Source organism: Archangium lipolyticum, assembly GCF_024623785.1.
In the GTDB taxonomy this organism is placed as follows: Bacteria; Myxococcota; Myxococcia; order Myxococcales; family Myxococcaceae; genus Archangium; species Archangium lipolyticum.
The window spans coordinates 1-19,134 of sequence record NZ_JANKBZ010000050.1; the positions used below are offsets into that span (position 1 = coordinate 1).

A 19,134-nucleotide genomic window follows, 5' to 3' on the forward strand; every position below is an offset into this window, starting at 1 on the left:
GGCGCGCTGTGCAAGGCGGTTGCCAGCGATGGCTCAGAGGGGAGCGGCCCTCAGCGCATCACGTCGGTCGTCTCTCGTCGTGGACCGCCATCCGCCGAGGGAAACCCACGGGTGCTACAGAAGAGCCCGAAGAACCACGACACGATGGGGTGGCCAGCGCTGTCAGCCCCTCCGTAATTGAAGAACCGGCAGCTGTCGCCGAAGTGCCACGATGCCGGCACCGCGAGAAAGAGATCATAGGGCGGTGGACTGGAATTCCATGCCTCGACATGCCACCAGCACGTGCCTGCCGGGGGGCTTGCACAGCTCGTCTGCGTCCGATTGAGCGGGGTGGCTTGGGAAGGCAGGCTCGGGTCCGTGAGCAGATAGCAGCGCTCCGCAGCGCCTGCGCGAACTGGGAGGGAGGCCACAAGAATCGCGGCCATGACGAGTACGGCCTGTTTCATCGCGTTCTTCACGGTTGACTTCCCGGACAGTAGGTTGTGAGGCAGGAACGTATTTCACCGAGAGTGGAAGACGGACCCTTACATACCCGGAAAAGGTGTCAAAGGAATCGTTCGACACCTTGTCTCCTACGAATCGTCTGAGAGCCGGCGCAGTTGGCGCGCGCGACTGACGTTCTACTACCTGCCGGCGTATGCACCTGAACTCAACGAGATGGAGGCGGTGTAGGGAGTACCCTCGCTAGAAGTTCCCCGCGTCGCACTCCTCCCAGAGTTTCTTAACTGGTCGAAAGGCCTGGTCCTCCGCAGTCCAGCCGTCCTCTTTGAGCGGAATTACTGGCAGAGATTGTAGCTCTGGAATGCCTTGCAAGAGTATGAAAGCTGAACATCAACCCTGCGAAACGAGAACCCGACTCTCTGACACGCGCTGACCGTCCATGACCCGATACAAGGCCCAAATGTTGGTCCCGGCCCGGGGCATGTACTGGAGGCCTGGGCGTTCACCTTGGCCCGTGCCTCGTATTCTGCGCCAATGCACGATGGCTCAACACCATACGCGTTCGCCACATAGGTGCTGGGGCTGGGGCAGTATGTGCTCTGGCGTTCCGAGTCTGGGGGCGTAACGTCCGGCTGCACATTGGGCGGTTGGGTGGAACACCCCTCAATGCCGGAGTAGAACATCACGATGCGCGGCACGCCATTGGCGTCCCTGAACATGAAGTCCACGTAGGTGCAACCGTTCCACGTCCACGACGCTGGTACCGCAATGTGCAAGTTAGGAGACTCGTTCTGGCTCAGATTTCGCGGCTTGATCCATGCGTACCCTGGGGGCGTCGACGTGCACGGCACCGAGACGAGGGCGAGGTAGCCTCCTCCTGGTGTGGTACCGGTACCATCGGATTGGTAGCATTCACATGCCGCCTGAGCACTGCGAGACGTGAAAAGTACGGCAAGCACTGTACTAAGCACTGCGAAGCGCATGGGTCGGCTTTCAGGAGGTAAAGGGAAACCCGGGGATGGTGTCATGGCCACGAGAGAAGTTGAAGCTGCGCGCCAGATTACACCGCCAATCCTCGGGCGCATGGGCGGAGTAGACGCTCTTCTGCACGGTCCGTGGGTTGAAGAACAGGCTGGCCGGGCAGCAGAGCGTAAAAACGCTCGGCGCGTCCCCTCCATCGCAGCCTCTTCACGCCTCCGAGCGCCCACCGATCTCCGGGAAGCGCTCATAGCCTCGCTTGAGGGCGTTCAGGTGCTCGGGCTTGTCCAAGTCGAGGGGCGCCGCGGTGAGGCTCACCACCCACCCACCCGACGCCGTCCGCCGGGCCCGCGCCAGCAACTCGGCATCGCGGGATGGGTCCGGGAAGCCGATGGCCTCCGCGGCCGCCGCGGACCAGTAGTTGATCCACCCGAGGTACTGGGGAACCTTGGGTGAGCGGATGTTCCACGGGAGCTTGAGCATTGGAAGCCCGTGGGGAGGTGGTTGCGGCCCCCCCGACTTCGGGCCCGTCTGCGCAGCGATGACCAACCTCACGGGGCCGGGCGCCACGGTTCCCCACCTGGCGCGCACGCCCTCCGCGACGTTTTCCAGCATGTCCCCAGCAGCAGCGACAACGGGCTCGTCCTGCGGGAGCTTCGCATGGACGATAAGCAACGGCTCGCGCCCCGGACTCGCGATCGCGCTCTCTTGCTGCCCGTCCATCAGCACCGGGTAGCTCTCGTCCCCATTGCACAGCAACCCAAACTCGCCGTCTGCAGCGGACTTCGCCAGCCACGTCGCGCGCTGAGTAAGCGCGATGGGCCGCCCCGACTCCGAGACCCGCCACGCCAACCGCAAGCCAGGGAGTGACCGCTCCATCCCTTCAACAGCCGCGAGCGGGCGCCCGTCGTCGCTCGTGAGAGCTGGCGCGTAGACATGCAGATGGAGGCGAGCCCGAGTAGTCATCATTTGCACCCTGTGACGACGATATCAAAGCTGGCGTCTTCCTCCAGGAGAGCGGCCTTGTGGGCCTCGCTGATCACCCCGACCTTGAAGGCATACCCACAGGCCAGAGCTATCGCCCTGTACGCCCTGAACTCCTTAACCTCCTTCTTGACCGTGATCCCCTTGATGAAGTCGCTGTATCCGTCGAAGTACTCGACCTTGATTTCCCACAGGACACGCACTCCCACCTGGAGCGCGTCGAAGTCCCTGCCATCTACATGTGCATCCATCCCGGGCCAGCGGTTGGGCGGATACCAGTCGGCGCACCTGTTGTGGGCCTTGTTGCCGCCTGAGTGCGGCACCGGCGTGGCCTCGCACTTGCGGTCTCGCTCCCTGTCCGTGGGCTCGGGTGGCAGCGGGGGCGGCCTGCCCTCTCCCTCCGGCTGCGTCTTGGGCCGCCGCTTCTTCTGGGGCTCCTGTGAGACGGGCTTCGTCTCGGCCACCGGCTGCGCTTCTGGCACCGGCCGTGTCTCCGGCACGGGCCGCGTCGGAGGTGGACGCACCTGGGGACGCCCACGCTTCTCGTAGGCCTCCAGCGCCTCTGAAATGGCGTAACCCACCACCACCACGCCGGCGACGACAACGGCCCCCACGACCAGCTCCGGGGCCGCGAGGACACAGAGCCCGATGCCCAAGGCCCCGGCGCCCGCGGAGGCGACCGAGCACCGCCCCGTGGCGTCCCTGAACCGCACCCGCTCGTGGTCGAGCGCGTAGAAGCACCGCTCTACCAGGTCGGCCCATGGCTGGCCCGACTCCTCGACGACGCACCGGCCCCCGTCCGTCCAGGGCAGCTTCGCCGCGCGCCGGAGGTTGCCGACCACCAGGTCCTCGCGCACTTCCTCGGCCGCCACCTGGGCACCACCCCCGCGCCGCCAGCTGCGCGCCGTGCCGGTGAGCGTTCCGCCCATGGGGTAGCTGGTCGCGCACGCGGCCTGCAGCCCGAGAACCACCAGCACCAAGACACGCGAGGCAAGCCAGGGCCGGCCGCGCGAGCTCCGCCGAGCTTCGAGCTGCGTACCGCCGCCCTCCCCCGCCTCAGGACTCCGGTACTCCTTCAACATGGCGCTGGCCTTTCCCCCCAGAAGAAATAGCCCTGGAGGAAGAGGACGAGGAGAAACCAATCGCTCAGCAAGGGGCGCAGCCGAACGCCAAGTGGACGCGGGCCAAGAAGACGGGTGGACACGGTGCACCTCCAGAGGCGACGCGGTGTGCAAGCCGTCGCTTCGGAACTACATGAAAATGCGGGTACGCCCGTCAACTACCTGGTCGGGAGCCCTCCTCAGGATGCAGCAAGTCCTCTGAGGGCCCGGGCTCGGAAGCTACGGAAATGTCACGTTACCGAGGGTACCGGTGCGCTGACGCTCCGCAGGGAGGCGGCGCCTCACCCTGAGCCTGCCGCGCGCCGTCATGGTCTGGCGCCTCCCTCGCGTGGCTCAAGGAATCGAGATGTTCCCGATGGTCAACGCCTGGCCCCCTTGTGTCGTCAGGACGAGCTCATGCAGGGCGCTGGGTTCGTCCATTTCCACTTCACATGTCAGCAGAAAATACAAGCCATCATTCGCGAGCGTGGGAGCTTGCCAGATTCTGGTATATCGCTGTTTCGTCATGCCACTGGCGGATAGCGTGAGATCGTTGATGCGCCAGGGCTGGGCACTCCGCGGAAGCGTCAGCTCCACTTGAAGCAGCATGGACCCTTTGGTGCGCACGGCGCGGTAACTGATGAGCTTCAGGGCCAACACTGCTTTTTCATCCCAGGTGACGTCCTTGCTCAGATTCCGAACGATCAGCTTGCCTTCGTTCTCCATCTCCGACAAGGCGGCTCTCTCGAGGTTCCTCTCTTGAACCACACGTGCGCGTAGGTGCTCGAGTTCGAGCTGCAATTGCCTGGTTCTGACACTTACGACATCCAACTCGCGTCGACATGCTTCCAGGGCTCTCCGAGGACGGACCACCTCCACCTGTCGCTCTGCTCTCAGGGGGTCCACCACGAGGATGAAGGTCGCGCCAGCAGGCGCCTCACCATCCTCGAATTTCACGGATAGCCGTAGGCGTCTCCCCGCCTCCAGCCTGCTCGAGGGAACGAGCAAGAGGAGACGCCCACTGGCTTCCACCTCGGTGAAGTCCTCCATTGCTTCCAATTCAATCTGCTCTGCGTGAATGCGTGAATCGAAGAGCAGTGTGGTGACGAACCCCGCGCTGATGCACACCTCCTGGAAATCATGAGGGGAGGTCTGTGTCAGCTCGATGCGCCGCCTGTCCTGCTCACATGCTTGTGAGCTGGAAGGCGGAGCAGTACCCGTGAGGAGCCAGACAAGAAGGGGGGCAAGGGGGGCGGAGAGCACGTAAGGACCGTTTCCCGGTGCGGGTGATGAAGTCTACCAGTGATCCACTGCCCGGAGCTGGATGCGGGCAAAGGTCCTGATCGTGTTCTTCCCCTTTCCCTTGCCAAGGTAGGGGACACCCGGCTCGCCATTGTGCCAGGCCTCCATGCATACGGGACCGAAGAAGTTCGCATCCTCCTTCGGGCCAACGAGCCCCTCATCGTAGTAGGTGTAGTTGACGAAACGGGCATGAATGCGGTTCTCATGGATGACGAGTGGTCCCGTGAACGCCTGGGGCCTGGTACTGATGGGCAGGCTGCCAAAGGACTTGTTCTGTTCATGTCGGGTTCTGGCGAACGGTGCCGGCAGATCCACCTGTTCGTTCTCGGAGATCTGTTCCATGGGAATCTCCATTGGGACTCTCTCCGACCAGACACTGTCGTAGAATTTCCCGATCTCGATGCCATGCTTCTTCATGTACTCGACCGCTTCGCGAGGGCACTTCATCGTCATCGCGAACTCCTCCCTGTTGAGCTTCTCCGGGGTGTCGAAGGTCCTGGCGAAGTTCTGGGTGAGGGCGGACGGCGCGGTGCAGGCGGAACTGGTGATGGCCAGTACCCCGGCGGCGCACATCGCGCTGAGTCGGTTGTAGTTCTCCACGTGCTTCTTCTCCTCCTGGGCGGGGGAGACGTTCTTCTTGCTCTTCGCGCGCATGTTTTTCTCTCCGTGTCTGACGTTGACGACGGGCGCGGGGAGGACCTTCCCGTTGGGCGCCGCGTCCCCACCAACATCCGGCGACTTCCACGGCGGCGCGACAACTTGGAAAAAAGTGTCTCCTTGTATGGGATAGGGCTCGGGGGACATGAAAGGTAGGGTCGCGTGTACTACCGCAGAGGGCGGCTGCGCATGTGGCGAGGTGCCTGGCCATGAGTCCGAGGCCAGGGTGAAGCCCCCCAGCCCCAACGCCATCCCGGCCCATGCGGCGCCACGGATGAGGGACGGGAAAACCGCCAGCCAGCCGGCTCCCGATGGCGCCGGCACCTGCTTCACTGCTTCTCCTCGGCGCGGTGGCTGCCGTGCGAGTCTCACCATCCGAGCCAGGGGGTCCTGCCCGTCCGCCAGTGCTGGCGCGGAGCTTGTGGTGGCGTTGTGTGGGCTCCGGGGCTCGAACAGGGGGAGTTGCCACGACTTGTTCGCTCGCGCCTTCAGGGCCAGCAGCGCCGCGCGCACCTCCCACGCGTTCGCGTACCGGGCCTCGCGTCGCTTCTCCAGCATGCGCAGGCACACGTGGCTCAGGGCCTTCGGGACGCGGCCGTTGTGGACGTGGGGCGGCACGGGCGCCTGCGTGAGGACGGCCCTGCCCACCGCGAGGACATCCCTACCGGTGAAGGGCAGGCGATCCGCCAGCAGCCAGTAGAGCACGATGCCCACCGCCCACAGGTCGTCCGCGGGACTGGGTGAGTAGCGTGCCTCTTTCTCGCCCACGTGATTGCGGAAGAAGTCCCAGACCTCGGGACCGCGATACTCCGCGGTGCCCGGTGGCAGCGTGGACGTGAGCTGCGGTGCCCCCGTGTAGGAGCCCGCGCCGAAGTCCACCAGCATCGGTTGTCCATCCGAGGCGCGCACCAGGATGTTGGAGACCTTCACGTCCCGGTGCACCACGCCCGAGCCGTGCACCGCCTCCAGTGCCTCCAGCAGCGGCAGCAGCAGCGACACCACCTCGAGTGCCGACGGGTTGAACCCGCGTGCCCACTCGTCCAGGGGCGAGCCTTCCACGAGATCCATGACGAGGACGCGGTAGTAGGGAGCGTTCTCCGGCCAGTCGAAGTACCCCAGCAGCCGCACCACGTGGGGGTGCTTCAGCCGGCGGAGCACGTCCACCTCCCGCTCCTCCCAGCCCCCGGAGGTCTCCAACGGGAGGATCTTCAGCGCGACGGCGCTCTCCCCGCAGCGCGCGCTGTACACGGTGCCATAGCCTCCCGTCCCCAGCTGATCCTCCAACGAGTAGCCGCCCACCCGGGTGCCTCGGGTCAGTGGGGGCGGTGGGGGCTGGCGGGGGCCTGGGAGGCCGGGTTCGGAGGAGCGGGTCTCGGAAGGCTTCTTCAGATCTTCTGTCATGTGTGGGACCTCCAGGGTAGGGCGGGCCACGCACCTTCCGGAATCGCTCCCTTCGCGGGGAGGCCGCGGGACGCGTGCGGCGGACGGGCCCTGAACGTGAACCGACAAGTCACGCTCCGGGACACTACTCACGGAATCACCCCGCAGGCTACTGCTCAGGTCATGTGAGCTTCCAGTTTCGAGCGTGTCCCTGACTCAGCAGACGAGGCGCGGCCGATGGACGTCGGTTGCGCGAGCGGGGACAATGGGTGCCATGGCCGCTCGGAACCCAGGTTCACTTTCGCGAGGAATCGGGTGGTGGCGTCTCTACGTGCTCGGCTCGGTAGCGCTGCTTCTGGCCGGGTGTGCCGCGCACGCTCCGTTCACCGGGTCGCTGAGCTCCCTGGAAACATCTTCTTGTGGGGGAAGTTTCGGAAGGCTCGTCCCAATCCGACAGCTGATGATGTGAGACGCGCAGCCGAAATCATCGATGGGCGGTTCGCGTCCTGGTACCACCACGCCGAAGAGCCGCCGGGGTTGTTGAAGACCACAGAAGAGGCCAGGGACGCTGCATTGCGCGAGTTGCGGAGCCGATTCCCTGGGCTCGAGTAGAATCATTGAGAACGGTAGAGGAGTTCATGGAACTGCCTGGTCTGGATAGGCTCTTGGATGCATGCCAGCGGTTGAACCTGGGGTTGAAAACCTCCCCCCCGCCCGTGAGCCATTGAAGGCTGGGAGCTTGCTGGCGGGCCTGCCCCTCGATCCGGTACTGGCGAGCGTCTATGCACGTCTGGGACATGCCGCGTTCGCTACCAAGGTCAGCAGCTGGGTGCTCACCCAGTTCGATGACGAGGTGAACAGGTTGGAGGAGAACAACAAGTGGTGGCAGGCGAATTACTGGGAAGATCTGGGTGAGCCCGTGATTGTTTTCGGTGGCGACGTCTACACCTACGCCACCGTGCCTGGTCTCATGGATGCGCGCGGAATGCAGCCCGTGGTGGAAGTGAACACCTACGATCTCGATGGGCCCAAGGTCATGCCCGTGGCCTCGAACGTGGACCGGTTCTTCGACAGCTATTCGCGCTACCTGGAAGCCCTGGTCGCACACCCGGGCTATCAGGAGTCCGGCGAGAAGGAACTCACCTTTCCCTGGGACGCGACCGGGATCCTCTCGCGGGACGAGCGGCTGGTGGAATTGATGCGCGCGGGGCGCTTCGACGCGCTGATGAAGCACGTGGATGACTCGACGCGCCGCTGGGCGGCGAAGGTGATGGGAACCCGGACGTGACCGGCTGCTTCCTCTCCCTCCCAGTCCAGGCGAGCCTCCTCCCCCGCTCGTCCGGAATGGCCAACGGTGTGGGTTGAACAACTCCGTCTTGTCCCCAACCTTGACGGAGACGTTCTTGCCACCGTTGACCGTGCGATATGCCCCTGACCGACCCGCGACGCTTCCGCCGCCTGCTGCTGCGCGCCATCCTGGTGCCGGTGGGGTTGTTGCTCCTGCTCGCGGCCCTCCTCCTGTGGGAGGTGAGAGACCTGCTCCAGACCCAGGAGGCGGCGCGCCGCTCCCAGGTGACCCTCGTCCGGGTGGAGCGCGTGCGCCAGCTCTTCATCGACCGGGAGACCGGCCTGCGCGGCTTCCTCCTCGCGGGCGATCGCATCTTCCTGGAGCCCTACCATGCCGCCGAGCAGGCGCTCCCCAAGGCGCTCGATGAGCTGGAGCGGGACCTGGAGGGCAAACCCACGGAGCAGGTCCGGATGGTGGAGCTTCGAGAAGGCTGGAAGAGCTGGGAGCAGGTGGCCACGCGGATGCTCGCCCTCTATGACGAGGGGGGCGACTGGCTCGGCCTCGTGCGCTCGGGAGTCGGTAAGGAACGCATGGATGCGCTGCGCGCCATCCTGGACACCCTCGTCGCCGAGGAGCGCCAGCGCGCCGAGCTCCAGGGCGCCGAGGCCGAGCAGGGGGCCCGCACCGTGCTCATCCTCGGGCTGTTGTGGGCGCTCACCGTGGGGGTGCTGCTCGCCTGGCTCAGCCGGCGTCAGTTGCTCACCCTGGCCCGGGATTACGAGGCCAGTCTGGCCCGGGTGCAGGCCCAGGCCGACGCCCTGCGCGCCAGTGAGGCCCGCCTGGAGTCGCGCGTGGCCCAGCGCACCGCCGAGCTGACCGCCGCCAACCAGGAGCTGGAGTCCTTCAGCTACTCCGTCTCCCATGACCTGCGCGCGCCCCTGCGCGCCATCGACGGCTTCGCCCAGGCGCTGCGCGAGGACGAGGCCGAGCGTCTGTCGTCCGGCAGCCGTCAGCTCCTCGAGCGTCTACAGGCGGCCGCCATGCGCATGGGCCAGCTCATCGACGACCTGCTGCAGCTCTCCCGTGTCACCCGTGCCGAGCTGCGCCGCGAGCCGGTGGACCTCAGCGCGCTCGCCAGCTCCGTGGCCACCGAGCTCCGCCAGCGTGAGCCCGGGCGCGAAGTGAACCTCGCCATCCAGCCCGGTCTCTCCACCCGGGGCGACCCCCGGTTGCTCCGCGTGTTGATGGAGAACCTCCTGGGCAACGCCTGGAAGTTCACCAGCAAGCGTCCCGGGGCCCGCATCGAATTCTTCTCGGAGACGGCCGGCGGCGTGACTCACTACGCTGTCCGCGACGACGGCGTGGGGTTCGACATGGCGTACGCGGACAAGCTCTTCACTCCCTTCCAGAGGATGCACAAGGCCACCGACTTCCCTGGCACGGGGATTGGTCTGGCCACGGTGCAACGTATCGTCCATCGTCATGGTGGACACATCGAGGCCCAGGCCACCGTGGGTGGCGGCGCCATCTTCCGCTTTACCTTGCAGGAGTCGCTCGCATGAGCTCCCAACGCGCCATCCTCCTCGTGGAAGACAACCCGGACGATGTGGACCTCACCCGGCGTGCCTTCCAGCGTGCGGGCCACCCTCAACCGCTGGAGGTGGTGGAGGATGGAGTGGAGGCACTCGACTATCTCTTCGCCCGGGGCTCGTACACGCACCGGGCCGGCGAGCCCCTTCCCGCCCTCGTGCTGCTGGACCTCAAGCTGCCGCGCCTGAGTGGGCACGAGGTGCTGCGGCAGATCCGGGCCAACGCCAGCACCCGCTTCCTCCCGGTGGTCATCCTCACCTCCTCGGACGAGGAGAAGGACCTGGTGCAGAGCTACAGCCACGGCTGCAACAGCTACGTGCGCAAGCCGGTGAGCTACAACGAGTTCGTCGAGGCGGCGCGCCAGCTGGGCCTCTACTGGTTGGCGCTCAACCGCGTGCCGCAGCCGGGGGTTCATGAATGACGCCCCTGCGCGTCCTGCAGGTCGAGGACAATCCCGACGACGTGCTGCTGGTGGAGCGCGAGCTGCGGCGGGGCGGCTTCGACGTCCAGAGCCACCGGGTGCAGACGGAGGAGGAGATGCGCGCGGCGCTGAATGCGGGGCCCTGGGACATCATCCTCTCCGACTACTGCATGCCCGGCTTCGACGCGCCGACGGCACTCCGCGTGCTGCACGACACCGGCAAGGACATTCCCCTCATCGTCGTCTCTGGCAGCGTGGGCGAGTTGGAGGGCGTGGAGGTGATGAAGGCCGGTGCCCGCGACTACTTTCCCAAGACGCTCCTCACCCGGCTGCCGGCCGCGGTGGCGCGCGAGCTGGAGGAGGCGCGCATCCGCCATGAACAGAGGCTGGCCGAGCGGGACCGGACCCTGCTGGCCCGCACCGGCGAGGTGCTGGCCCGCTCGCTGGATTTCCAGGAGACGTTGAATCAGGTGGTGCACCTGTGCGTGCCGGAGCTGGCGGACTGGTGCGCCGTCTACTTCTCGGAGACGGGAGAGTCCCTCAAGGTGGTGGCGCTGGCGCACGAGGACCCCGCGCGGGTGGCACAAGGTTTCGAGACGGATCGCCTCTACCCCCTGGACCCGAACGCCACCTCGGGCCCCGTGCGGGTGTGGCGCACCGGCGAGCCGCAGCTGCTGACGGACGTGCCCTCGGCCCGGCTGGAGGTGCTGGCGCGCTCCCCGGAGCACCTGCGCCGGATGCTCGCCCTGGGGCTGCGCTCCGTCATCCACGTCCCGCTGCTGGGGCGTTCGGGGAGCCTGGGCGTGATGACGCTCGGCACCAGGGAGGGAGGGCGGCCGCGCTTCTCCTCGCGGGACATGCCCGTGGTGCAGGAAGTGGGGCGTCGCGCCGCCCTGGCGCTGGACAACGCGCGCCTCTTCCACGAGTCCCAGGAAGCCATCCGCCTGCGTGACGAGTTCCTCGCCGTGGCCGCCCATGAGCTGCGCACCCCGCTCACCACGCTGGGGTTGCAGCTGGGCACCCTCGTGCAGCGGGCGCGGCGGGAGACCTCGTCGGACCTGGTGGAGCGGCTGGAGCGTGGCCTGCGCCAGGTGCGGCGCCTGGGCACGTTGGTGGAGACGCTGCTGGACGTGTCGCGCCTGTCCACCGACGGGCTGCCCCTGTCCCTCGAGCGGTTGGACCTGGGAGAGCTGATGGGCGAGGTGCTGGAGCGTTTCGAGGCGGAGGCCCAGGCCATGGGCTGCGCGCTGCGGTTGGACGTGGCTCCGGGCGTCGTCGGCCAATGGGACCGGATGCGGGTGGAGCAGGTGGTGTCCAGCCTGCTGTCCAACGCCCTCAAGTTCGGTGCGCGCCAGCCGGTGGAGGTGCGGGTGGATCGCGACGGGACGGTGGCCCGGGTGGTGGTGGAGGACCGGGGCATCGGCATTCCGGAGGCCCAGCTCGAGCGCATCTTCGAGCGCTTCGGACGGGCGGTGTCCTCGCGCTCCTACGGGGGGTTGGGGTTGGGGCTGTACCTGGCGCGCCGGGCGGCCGAGGCGCATGGCGGCCGCGTGTGGGCCGAGCAGCGCCAGGAAGGTGGCGCCCGCTTCACGCTGGAGCTACCCCTGGGTGCTCTCGCGCAGTCCTCCAAGGAACTCTCATGACGCGCCCCCTGCTGGTGGTGGATGACGACACGGATCTGCGCGAGGCGCTCGAGGAGGTGCTTCGCGACGCGGGCTTCACCGTGCTGGGGGCCGGCAACGGCCGGGAGGCGCTGGACGTGCTCGCGCGCACCCGGCCCCTGCCCGGGCTGGTGCTGCTGGACATGATGATGCCGGTGCTGGACGGCCAGGGCTTCGCCCAGGAGATGCACACGGTCCCCGCGTGGAGGGACATCCCGGTGGTCATCTTCTCCGCCTCGGCCAGCAACGCGGCCGTGGCCCGGGAGGTGGGCGCGTGCGCCTACCTGCGCAAGCCCGTGGACGTGGAGGCGCTGGTGGAGACGGTGGGTCGGCACGTGCTGCGGGAGTGAGCCCTCAGCGGGCGTGGCGCACCCAGTTGGTCCACCCGCCCGCGTCGCGGTAGCCGAGCCGCTGGTACAGCCCGTATCCCATGTCGGAGGCCTGGAGGACGGCCACGGTGCGGCCCCGGGCGGCCGCGTCCGCGTGCAGACAGTGCATCACCAGGGCGCCCAGGCCCCGGTTGCGCGCGGCCGGGTGGGTGGCCACGAGGTAGATGCCCGCGGTGTCGCCCCGCTCGAAGGAGACGGCACCCGCGAGGGGCCTGTCGCCCTCGCGCACCAGCACGGCATGGAGCTGGGAGGAGGGCCGCAGCTGGACGCGCCAGTCCTCGAAGTAGCCGGCGTTCTCCTGGCCGTAGCAGAGCGCATTGAGCGCGAGCACTTCGTCCATGCTCTCCGGGTGCTCCAGGATGAGGCCCCGAGGCAGATGGGGGGGCGGAGGGTGGCTCAGGGTGAGGCCCATGGCGGGGATGGCGTCCTCGGGCCGGTATCCGGCGCGGGCCAGGGGGCCCTCCGCGAGGGTCTCTCCCGGGTACACGGGCACACGCCAGACGGGCACGTCCTGCTCGCGGTACCAGGCCTCCAGCGGCGCGAGGGCCTCGGCGAGCGCGCGCGCGTCCTCGTACATCACCTGCTGCTGGAAGCGCATGTCCGGATGATCCGGCAGGGCGAAGGCCCGCACCCCGGGAAGGTCGAGCATCCGCAGCGGACCGCCACGGGCCTGCAGGCTCTTGAAGTCCCAGAGGTTGGCCCGCAGGCGTGCGGTGAGTTCAGCGTCCGTCATGGGCGGCAGGGTAGGCACTTCCAGGCGCTCGCGGGTGGACAGCTCGCGGCAGGAAAATCCCCGGTGGGGCCTTGGGGAGGTTAGGGTTCAGATGCTCGCATGGAGCCCCGCTTCTACGCCTTCGATCCCCGTCCCACACGCCGGGCCCTCTTCGTGGGCGCCTGTGTGCTGGCCATCCTCAGCGCCTGGGCCCTGGCGGATGCCAGGTCCCTGGACAATGCCCCCCTGGCCGTGGCCCGGGCGGGCATCACCGGAGGGCTGATGCTCGCCTTCGTCTTCGCCTGGCACCGGCTGCGGCCACGCCCCGGTTGGGGCATCACCCTGAGCGCCCGGGGGGTGCAGGTGGCGCGTCCCTTCACGGGCAGCCAGCTGCAGCTCTCCTGGGGGCAGATCGACGTCGTGCGCCGCCTGGGCAAGAAGGAAGACGTGCTTGGATTGTTCTTGGAAGAGGGGGGCCGGGTGCTGGTGACGCGCCACCTCTTCCCCTCCCGGACGGTGTTCGGCGAGCTGGCGAGCGCCCTGGAAGAAAGGAAGCCCGCGCCGCGTTATGACGCATAGCGCCGCGCGGAGGATTTCATGAATCTTTCCGCTGCCTTGCGTGTTCTCAACAATCTTGTTCGGTGTGCCTCGAAATGGTAGGCACGACCGGTTCCAGCCAAGCATTTCCCAAGGATTTTTCTCGCATGGAAAACATCCCCGCCACCGGCGCCGCCGCGGCGCCGTCGCCCGCGGACTACGACACGGGTGCCATCACGAAGCTGGAGGGCCTGGAGGCCGTCCGCAAGCGCCCGGGCATGTACATCGGCGACACCATGACGTACGGGCTGCACAAGCTCGTCTACGAGGTGGTGGACAACTCGGTCGACGAGGCCCTGGCGGGCCACTGCACCGACATCGAGGTGGTCATCCACGTGGATGGCTCGCTGTCCGTGCAGGACAATGGCCGTGGCATCCCCGTGGGTCCGCATCCGGATCCGAAGTTCAAGGGCAAGGACACGCTCGAGGTCGTGCTGACGGAGCTGCACGCGGGCAGCAAGTTCGGCAACGGCGCCTACAAGGTGTCCGGCGGCCTGCACGGCGTGGGCGTCACCTGCGTCAACTTCCTCTCCGAGTGGTTCAAGGTCCGCATCCAGCGCGGCGGCAAGGTGTACGAGCAGTCGTACTCGCGCGGCGTGTCCAATGGCCCGCCCGTGGCGGTGGGCGAGACGGACAAGCGCGGCACGCTCATCTGGTTCAAGCCGGACAACACCGTCATGGAGACGGCGGACTTCAACTTCGACACGCTCAGCCAGCGCATGCGCGAGCTCGCGTTCCTCAACGCCGGCCTGCGCATCGTCATCCGTGACATGCGCATCGGCAAGGAGCACGACTTCAAGTTCGACGGCGGCATCGTCTCCTTCGTCGAGTACATCAACAAGGCGAAGGAGGCGCTCCACGACAAGCCCATCCACTTCCGCACGGAGCGGGAGGGCGTGGCGCTGGAGATCGCCATGCAGTGGAACGATGGCTACGACGAGCGCATCTTCACCTTCGCCAACAACATCAACACGCACGAGGGTGGCAGCCACCTGTCGGGCTTCAAGGCGGCGCTCACGCGCACACTCAACAGCTACGCCGAGAAGGGCGGGGCGTGGAAGGACCTGAAGGAGACGCCCACGGGCGAGGACGCGCGCGAGGGCCTCTCGGCCGTCATCTCCGTCAAGCTGTCCAATCCCCAGTTCGAGGGGCAGACGAAGACGAAGCTGGGCAACAGCGAGATCAAGGGCCTCGTCGAGCAGATGGTGAACGACCAGCTCGGCACCTTCCTCGAGGAGAACCCGGTCGTCAGCAAGAAGATCGTCGCCAAGATTGGCGATGCCACGCGGGCGCGTATCGCCGCGCGCAAGGCGCGCGAGACGGTGCGGCGCAAGGGCGTGCTGGACGGTGGCTCGCTGCCGGGCAAGCTCGCCGACTGCCAGAGCCGCGATCCCAGCGAGAGCGAGCTCTACATCGTCGAGGGTGACTCCGCAGGTGGCTCCGCGAAGCAGGGCCGAGACCGGCGCAACCAGGCCATCCTCCCGCTGCGCGGGAAGATCCTCAACGTCGAGAAGGCGCGCTTCGAGAAGATGCTCACGAGCGCGGAGATCGTGACGCTCATCACCGCGCTGGGCACGGGCATCGGGCGCGAGGACTACGACCCGACGAAGGCGCGCTACCACCGCATCATCCTGATGACGGACGCCGACGTGGACGGCAGCCACATCCGCACGCTGCTGCTGACGTTCTTCTACCGGCAGATGCCGGAGCTCATCCAGAACGGCTACCTCTACATCGCGCAGCCCCCGCTCTACAAAGTCACGCGCAACAAGAAGGACATGTACGTGAAGGACGAGCGGAACCTGAACGACTACCTGCTGCGGATCGCCTCCGAGCATTCGCGGGTGGTGACGCCGTCCGGGGAGCTCGGAGGCTCGGAGTTGCGCTCGCTCCTGGAGAAGGTCATCACCTACGAGGAGCGGCTGGAGAAGCTGGCGGCGCGGCGGGACGCTCGGGTGGTGGACGCGCTGGTGCAGGCGGCCCGGGTGGACGCGGGCACGCTGGCCGACGAGGCCGCGCTCGGCGAGCAGATGGAGAAGGTGCGCGAGTACCTGAAGGCCCGGATGCCGGACGCGCTGGGCCGCTTCGAGTTCTCGTTCCTCGAGGACTCCGAGCACCACACGAAGAAGCTGGTGGTGAAGACGGACGTCAACGGGGGCCTGAGGCAGACGGTGTTCGATCACGGCTTCCTGTCGTCGCCGGAGTACCTGGAGCTGGTGGGTCTGCGCGACGTGTTCAGCGCGATGGGCAAGGCGCCCTACCGGGTGGTGGTGTCCGATGGCGAGGTGACGGCCCTGTCGGTGCAGGAGGTGCTGGCCGCGGTGCGCAAGGACGCGCAGAAGGGGCTGGGCCTGCAGCGCTACAAGGGTCTGGGCGAGATGAACCCGGAGCAGCTCTGGGACACCACGATGAACCCGGCCACCCGCACGCTGCTGCAGGTGCGCATCGAGGACGCCGTGGAGAGCGACGAAATCTTCTCGCTGCTCATGGGTGAGGCCGTCGAGCCGCGGCGCGAGTTCATCGAGCGCAACGCGCTGGACGTGCAGAACCTGGACATCTGAGGGAACTCCAGACCCCAAAAAGACCCGTGGGCCCGGTGCCAGTCTCGGCTCCGCGCCCACGTGCCTTTCCCGTCCTTGTTGAGCCGGGCCGCTACCCGCTGCGGCCCCCTTAGCCTTTACGGAAGGAACCTGATGTATTCCCGGGGACCCCTCAGTAGGTCCCTGTGCGACTCTATGGTACGCATCGCCTCCGGAGTGAGAACGGAAGCGCTTGTTGCCTGCCTGAGGAGTACGAAAGGGCTGGACGGAGGAGGCGCCTGGCGCCTGACCGCCCGCACGTCTTCACTAACCCGGGAGGTGTCTTCGGGTCAACGAGATGCGCCGCGCAGCGCCGCCGCCCTGTCCCGCCGGGACATGACCGTGACATCGACGATGTCCACCTCGAGGGCCCCGGCGTTGTCCTCCACCTGGGTGTCCGGGAAGGTGCAGCGCAGCGTATCCGCCCCCGTCAGCTGGTAGCGCTTACCCGACTCCAGGAGTCGGTGTGTGCGCCGGGCGGACTGCTGGCTGCTCTCCACGCACAGCACCCGACGTGTCCGCCCACCAGCGCCGGATCGCAGCTCCGGGACGTCATCGCGCACGGTGAGCAGGTAGAGGGCGTCCGGGTTGAGACCGCGCAGCACGAGCTGGTGCAGGGGCTCGAGCACCAGCGCGTCCTGCGCCGCGTTGAACGTGAGCTGGCGGGGCGCCATCCACTTGGACTGGCGCAGGTGCACCCGCACCGTGCCGCTGTTGTCCGAGACATCGTCATCCAGCAGGAAGACGTGCATCCGGCGCGCGCCCTTGATGGTGCGCGAGGATGGGCCGATCAACCCGAAGGACTCGTCCGCGGACAGGTTGTCGCCCTCGAGGAAGTAGGCCAGCGTGCCGGACCCGCCCCCGCGTCCCTCGTCCAGCGAGGCACTTCCCTCCGTGTTGGCGGAGTAGCTCGCCGACGGGCTGAGGTCGATCGACGCGGTGGTGTACTTCGTCACCGGGAAGGCGTTGTGCCTCGGGCGGAGGACGAACAGCCGCGCCGGGTAGTCCACCTCGTTGTAGGGCTTGGGCTTCGGTGCCTCGGGGGCCGTGTCCGTCACGGCCTCGACGCCCGCGTCCCCGGGTGTGGCCGTGGACGCGGCGACGGCCTCGGTGGGCTGGGGCTTCTCCTTCTCCGGGGCGGCGGGCTCCGCCTGGACGCGCTCGAGCTCCGCGTGGATGGGCGGATCCGCCTCGCTGCTCAGGGTGAAGCGCTTCGTCCACGGCCGGTAGCCGGGCAGGGTGAGCACGAGGGTGTTGGCCTCGTCGAGAAGAACGCCCTCGACGACGAGCGGCGTGACGCCGGGCACGTCCTTGCCGTTGAGCTTCACCGTGGCACCGATCGGCGTGGAGGTGAGCCACAGCGAGCCCGTCGGCGGTCCCGCGCTCCTCGAGAGGAAGTAGTTGATGGCTCCCAGGAACAGCGCGAGTCCGATGAGGGGCAGGCTGATGAGCATCACCAGCCGCTGGCGGCGATCGGCGCGCTCCTGGGAGTCACGCTCCTGCGCCTCGCGGTACGTGCTCAGGGGATCCAGCCTGGCCGGCACGGTGACGGCCGGCATGTCGACAGGGGTGTCGTGCGGTCCCTCGACGGAGTCCCTCGTCGCGGTGACCGGCTCCGACACGGCCGTGGAGGGCTCGGCCGCCAGGCCTGGCGGTGCCGCCAGGGTGGCGGGGGCCGGAGTGCGTGGCACGGCACCCGACGTCACCCGGCGCACCGAGGCCGAACTGACGCTCCGCCCGCTGGCGTTGCTGGAGGGACGTCCACCGGAGCCGTTGGAGGGAGGCCTCTGCGCGCCTGGCCGGCCACCGCCCGTGCCCGGCTGCCGCGGCTGGATGCCCGTGGGCTCACCCGTGGGCTGCGCCTGCGCCTGCCATGCGGCGAGCTGCTCCAGGAAGCCGGGTGGCACCTCCACCCGGCGCCCCTCGGCGGCGAGCTCCTCGGAGAAGAGGTGGCCCATCAGCTGCGACAGCATCGCGGGCGAGAAGCGCGCGTTGGCCGAGTAGAGCTGCTCGCGCAGCGCCTCGGAGAAGGCCTGCGCGGTGGGGTAGCGCGTGTCCCGGTCCAGCGCCATCGCGGTGGCCATCACCGACTCGAGCTCCGGGGTGATGGCCGGGTTGAGGGCGGAGGGCGGCGCGTAGTCTCCCGAGAGGATGCGCGGCAGCACGGCGACGAGCTCCCCCTCGTAGGGTCGCCGGCCGCACACCATCTCGTAGAGCACCACGCCCACGGCGAAGATGTCCGAGCGCGCGTCCAGGTCATGCTGGCCCCGGGCCTGCTCGGTGGAGAAGTACGGGTACTTGCCCTTGAGCGTGCCGGGCGAGGTGCGCGCCTCCACCACGCTCGTCGCCTTGGCGATGCCGAAGTCGATGACCTTGACCTGGCCCTCGTAGGAGATGAGCACGTTGTCCGGGGACACGTCGCGGTGGACCAGCCCCATGGGCTGTCCATCCTCGCCCACGTGCCGGTGCGCGTAGTCCAGCCCGTCGCACATCTGGATGGCGATGTGCAGCGCCAGCGGCAGCGGCAGGCTCGGCAGCCCCGTGCGCTGCGCACGGCGAATCAACTTGGACAGCGGCTGGCCGTGCACGAACTCCATGGCCAGGAAGAACTGGCCGTCGATCTCCCCGAAGTCGAAGACCTGGGCGATGTTGCCGTGGGTGAGGCCCGCCGCCACACGCGCCTCGCTGACGAACATCTCCACGAACCCGGGGTCGTCGGCGAAGTGGGGGAGGATCTGCTTGATGACGACCGGCTTGGTCACCCCCGCCGCACCATTCATCCGTGCACGGTAGGTGACCGCCATCCCGCCCGCGGCGAGCTTGGATACCAGTTCGTATCTGCCAAACTGCCCGGCTTCGTTGGCGGCCACGGATGCGCGTCGAGGTGAAGAGGGGGAAGTTGAGCATACCCCGCTCCTCCAAAAATCCCGAAGAGGGGCTGGGTGGCCTTCTTCCCTACCTATAACGGTGGGCCTGCGAATCCACCAGCCAACGCTTTATCCTGGATCCACGCCCGGTGGGAGCCCCGGGCCGGGCGGAAGGCCGGATCCGCCCG

13 protein-coding genes are annotated in these 19,134 nt (G+C 67.4%); 7 read left to right on the plus strand and 6 right to left on the minus strand.

From position 1 onward, the window contains the following. Positions 1–1,629 precede the first annotated feature (1,629 nt). The 4 genes from NR810_RS49170 to NR810_RS49185 all read right to left on the minus strand — a co-directional run bounded on the left by NR810_RS49170 (position 1,630) and on the right by NR810_RS49185 (position 6,863). A complete protein-coding gene (locus NR810_RS49170; protein WP_306819161.1) occupies positions 1,630–2,388 on the minus strand; it encodes a DUF5953 family protein in 759 nt (252 codons plus the stop codon). Then, entirely contained in the window at positions 2,385–3,485 is a 1,101-nt protein-coding gene (locus NR810_RS49175; protein ID WP_257462944.1) for a DUF6310 domain-containing protein, read from the minus strand. Before NR810_RS49175 ends, NR810_RS49170 begins: the two co-directional genes overlap by 4 nt. Before the next feature lie 372 nt (positions 3,486–3,857). Then, positions 3,858–4,766 (minus strand): DUF2381 family protein, encoded by a 909-nt coding sequence (locus NR810_RS49180; RefSeq protein WP_257462945.1) that lies wholly within the window; start codon positions 4,764–4,766, stop codon positions 3,858–3,860. A gap of 33 nt (positions 4,767–4,799) precedes the next feature. Then, on the minus strand, positions 4,800–6,863 hold the full coding sequence (locus NR810_RS49185; protein WP_257462946.1) for a serine/threonine protein kinase: 2,064 nt from the start codon (positions 6,861–6,863) through the stop codon (positions 4,800–4,802). A gap of 718 nt (positions 6,864–7,581) precedes the next feature. Between NR810_RS49185 and NR810_RS49190 the strand changes: the two genes are divergently transcribed. The 5 genes from NR810_RS49190 to NR810_RS49210 all read left to right on the plus strand — a co-directional run bounded on the left by NR810_RS49190 (position 7,582) and on the right by NR810_RS49210 (position 12,152). After that, positions 7,582–8,130, plus strand: coding sequence for a hypothetical protein (locus NR810_RS49190; RefSeq protein WP_257462948.1), 549 nt, complete (start codon positions 7,582–7,584; stop codon positions 8,128–8,130). 137 nt (positions 8,131–8,267) lie between these two features. Then, positions 8,268–9,692: a sensor histidine kinase gene (locus NR810_RS49195; RefSeq protein ID WP_257462953.1), complete on the plus strand. Its 1,425-nt coding sequence runs from the start codon at positions 8,268–8,270 to the stop codon at positions 9,690–9,692. After that, positions 9,689–10,141: a response regulator gene (locus tag NR810_RS49200; protein ID WP_257462955.1), complete on the plus strand. Its 453-nt coding sequence runs from the start codon at positions 9,689–9,691 to the stop codon at positions 10,139–10,141. The genes NR810_RS49195 and NR810_RS49200 overlap by 4 nt, the downstream gene beginning before the upstream one ends. Continuing rightward, complete coding sequence (locus NR810_RS49205; RefSeq protein WP_257462956.1) at positions 10,138–11,784, plus strand: ATP-binding response regulator; 1,647 nt, start codon at positions 10,138–10,140, stop codon at positions 11,782–11,784. The genes NR810_RS49200 and NR810_RS49205 overlap by 4 nt, the downstream gene beginning before the upstream one ends. Continuing rightward, entirely contained in the window at positions 11,781–12,152 is a 372-nt protein-coding gene (locus NR810_RS49210) for a response regulator (RefSeq protein WP_257462959.1), read from the plus strand. Before NR810_RS49205 ends, NR810_RS49210 begins: the two co-directional genes overlap by 4 nt. 4 nt (positions 12,153–12,156) lie before the next feature. Here NR810_RS49210 and NR810_RS49215 read toward each other — a convergent pair whose 3' ends face one another. Further along, positions 12,157–12,924 (minus strand): GNAT family N-acetyltransferase, encoded by a 768-nt coding sequence (locus NR810_RS49215; RefSeq protein WP_257462960.1) that lies wholly within the window; start codon positions 12,922–12,924, stop codon positions 12,157–12,159. Positions 12,925–13,023: 99 nt separating this feature from the next. On the opposite strand from NR810_RS49215, the gene NR810_RS49220 reads away from it, so the two are divergent. Further along, on the plus strand, positions 13,024–13,482 hold the full coding sequence (locus tag NR810_RS49220) for a hypothetical protein (protein ID WP_257462961.1): 459 nt from the start codon (positions 13,024–13,026) through the stop codon (positions 13,480–13,482). Positions 13,483–13,607: 125 nt separating this feature from the next. Continuing rightward, a complete protein-coding gene (gyrB, locus tag NR810_RS49225) occupies positions 13,608–16,061 on the plus strand; it encodes a DNA topoisomerase (ATP-hydrolyzing) subunit B (RefSeq protein ID WP_257462963.1) in 2,454 nt (817 codons plus the stop codon). 308 nt (positions 16,062–16,369) lie between these two features. Here gyrB and NR810_RS49230 read toward each other — a convergent pair whose 3' ends face one another. Then, positions 16,370–18,949 carry a serine/threonine-protein kinase gene (locus NR810_RS49230; protein ID WP_257462968.1) on the minus strand — a complete coding sequence of 860 codons (2,580 nt, stop codon included), beginning with the start codon at positions 18,947–18,949 and terminating at the stop codon, positions 16,370–16,372. Positions 18,950–19,134: the final 185 nt, after the last annotated feature.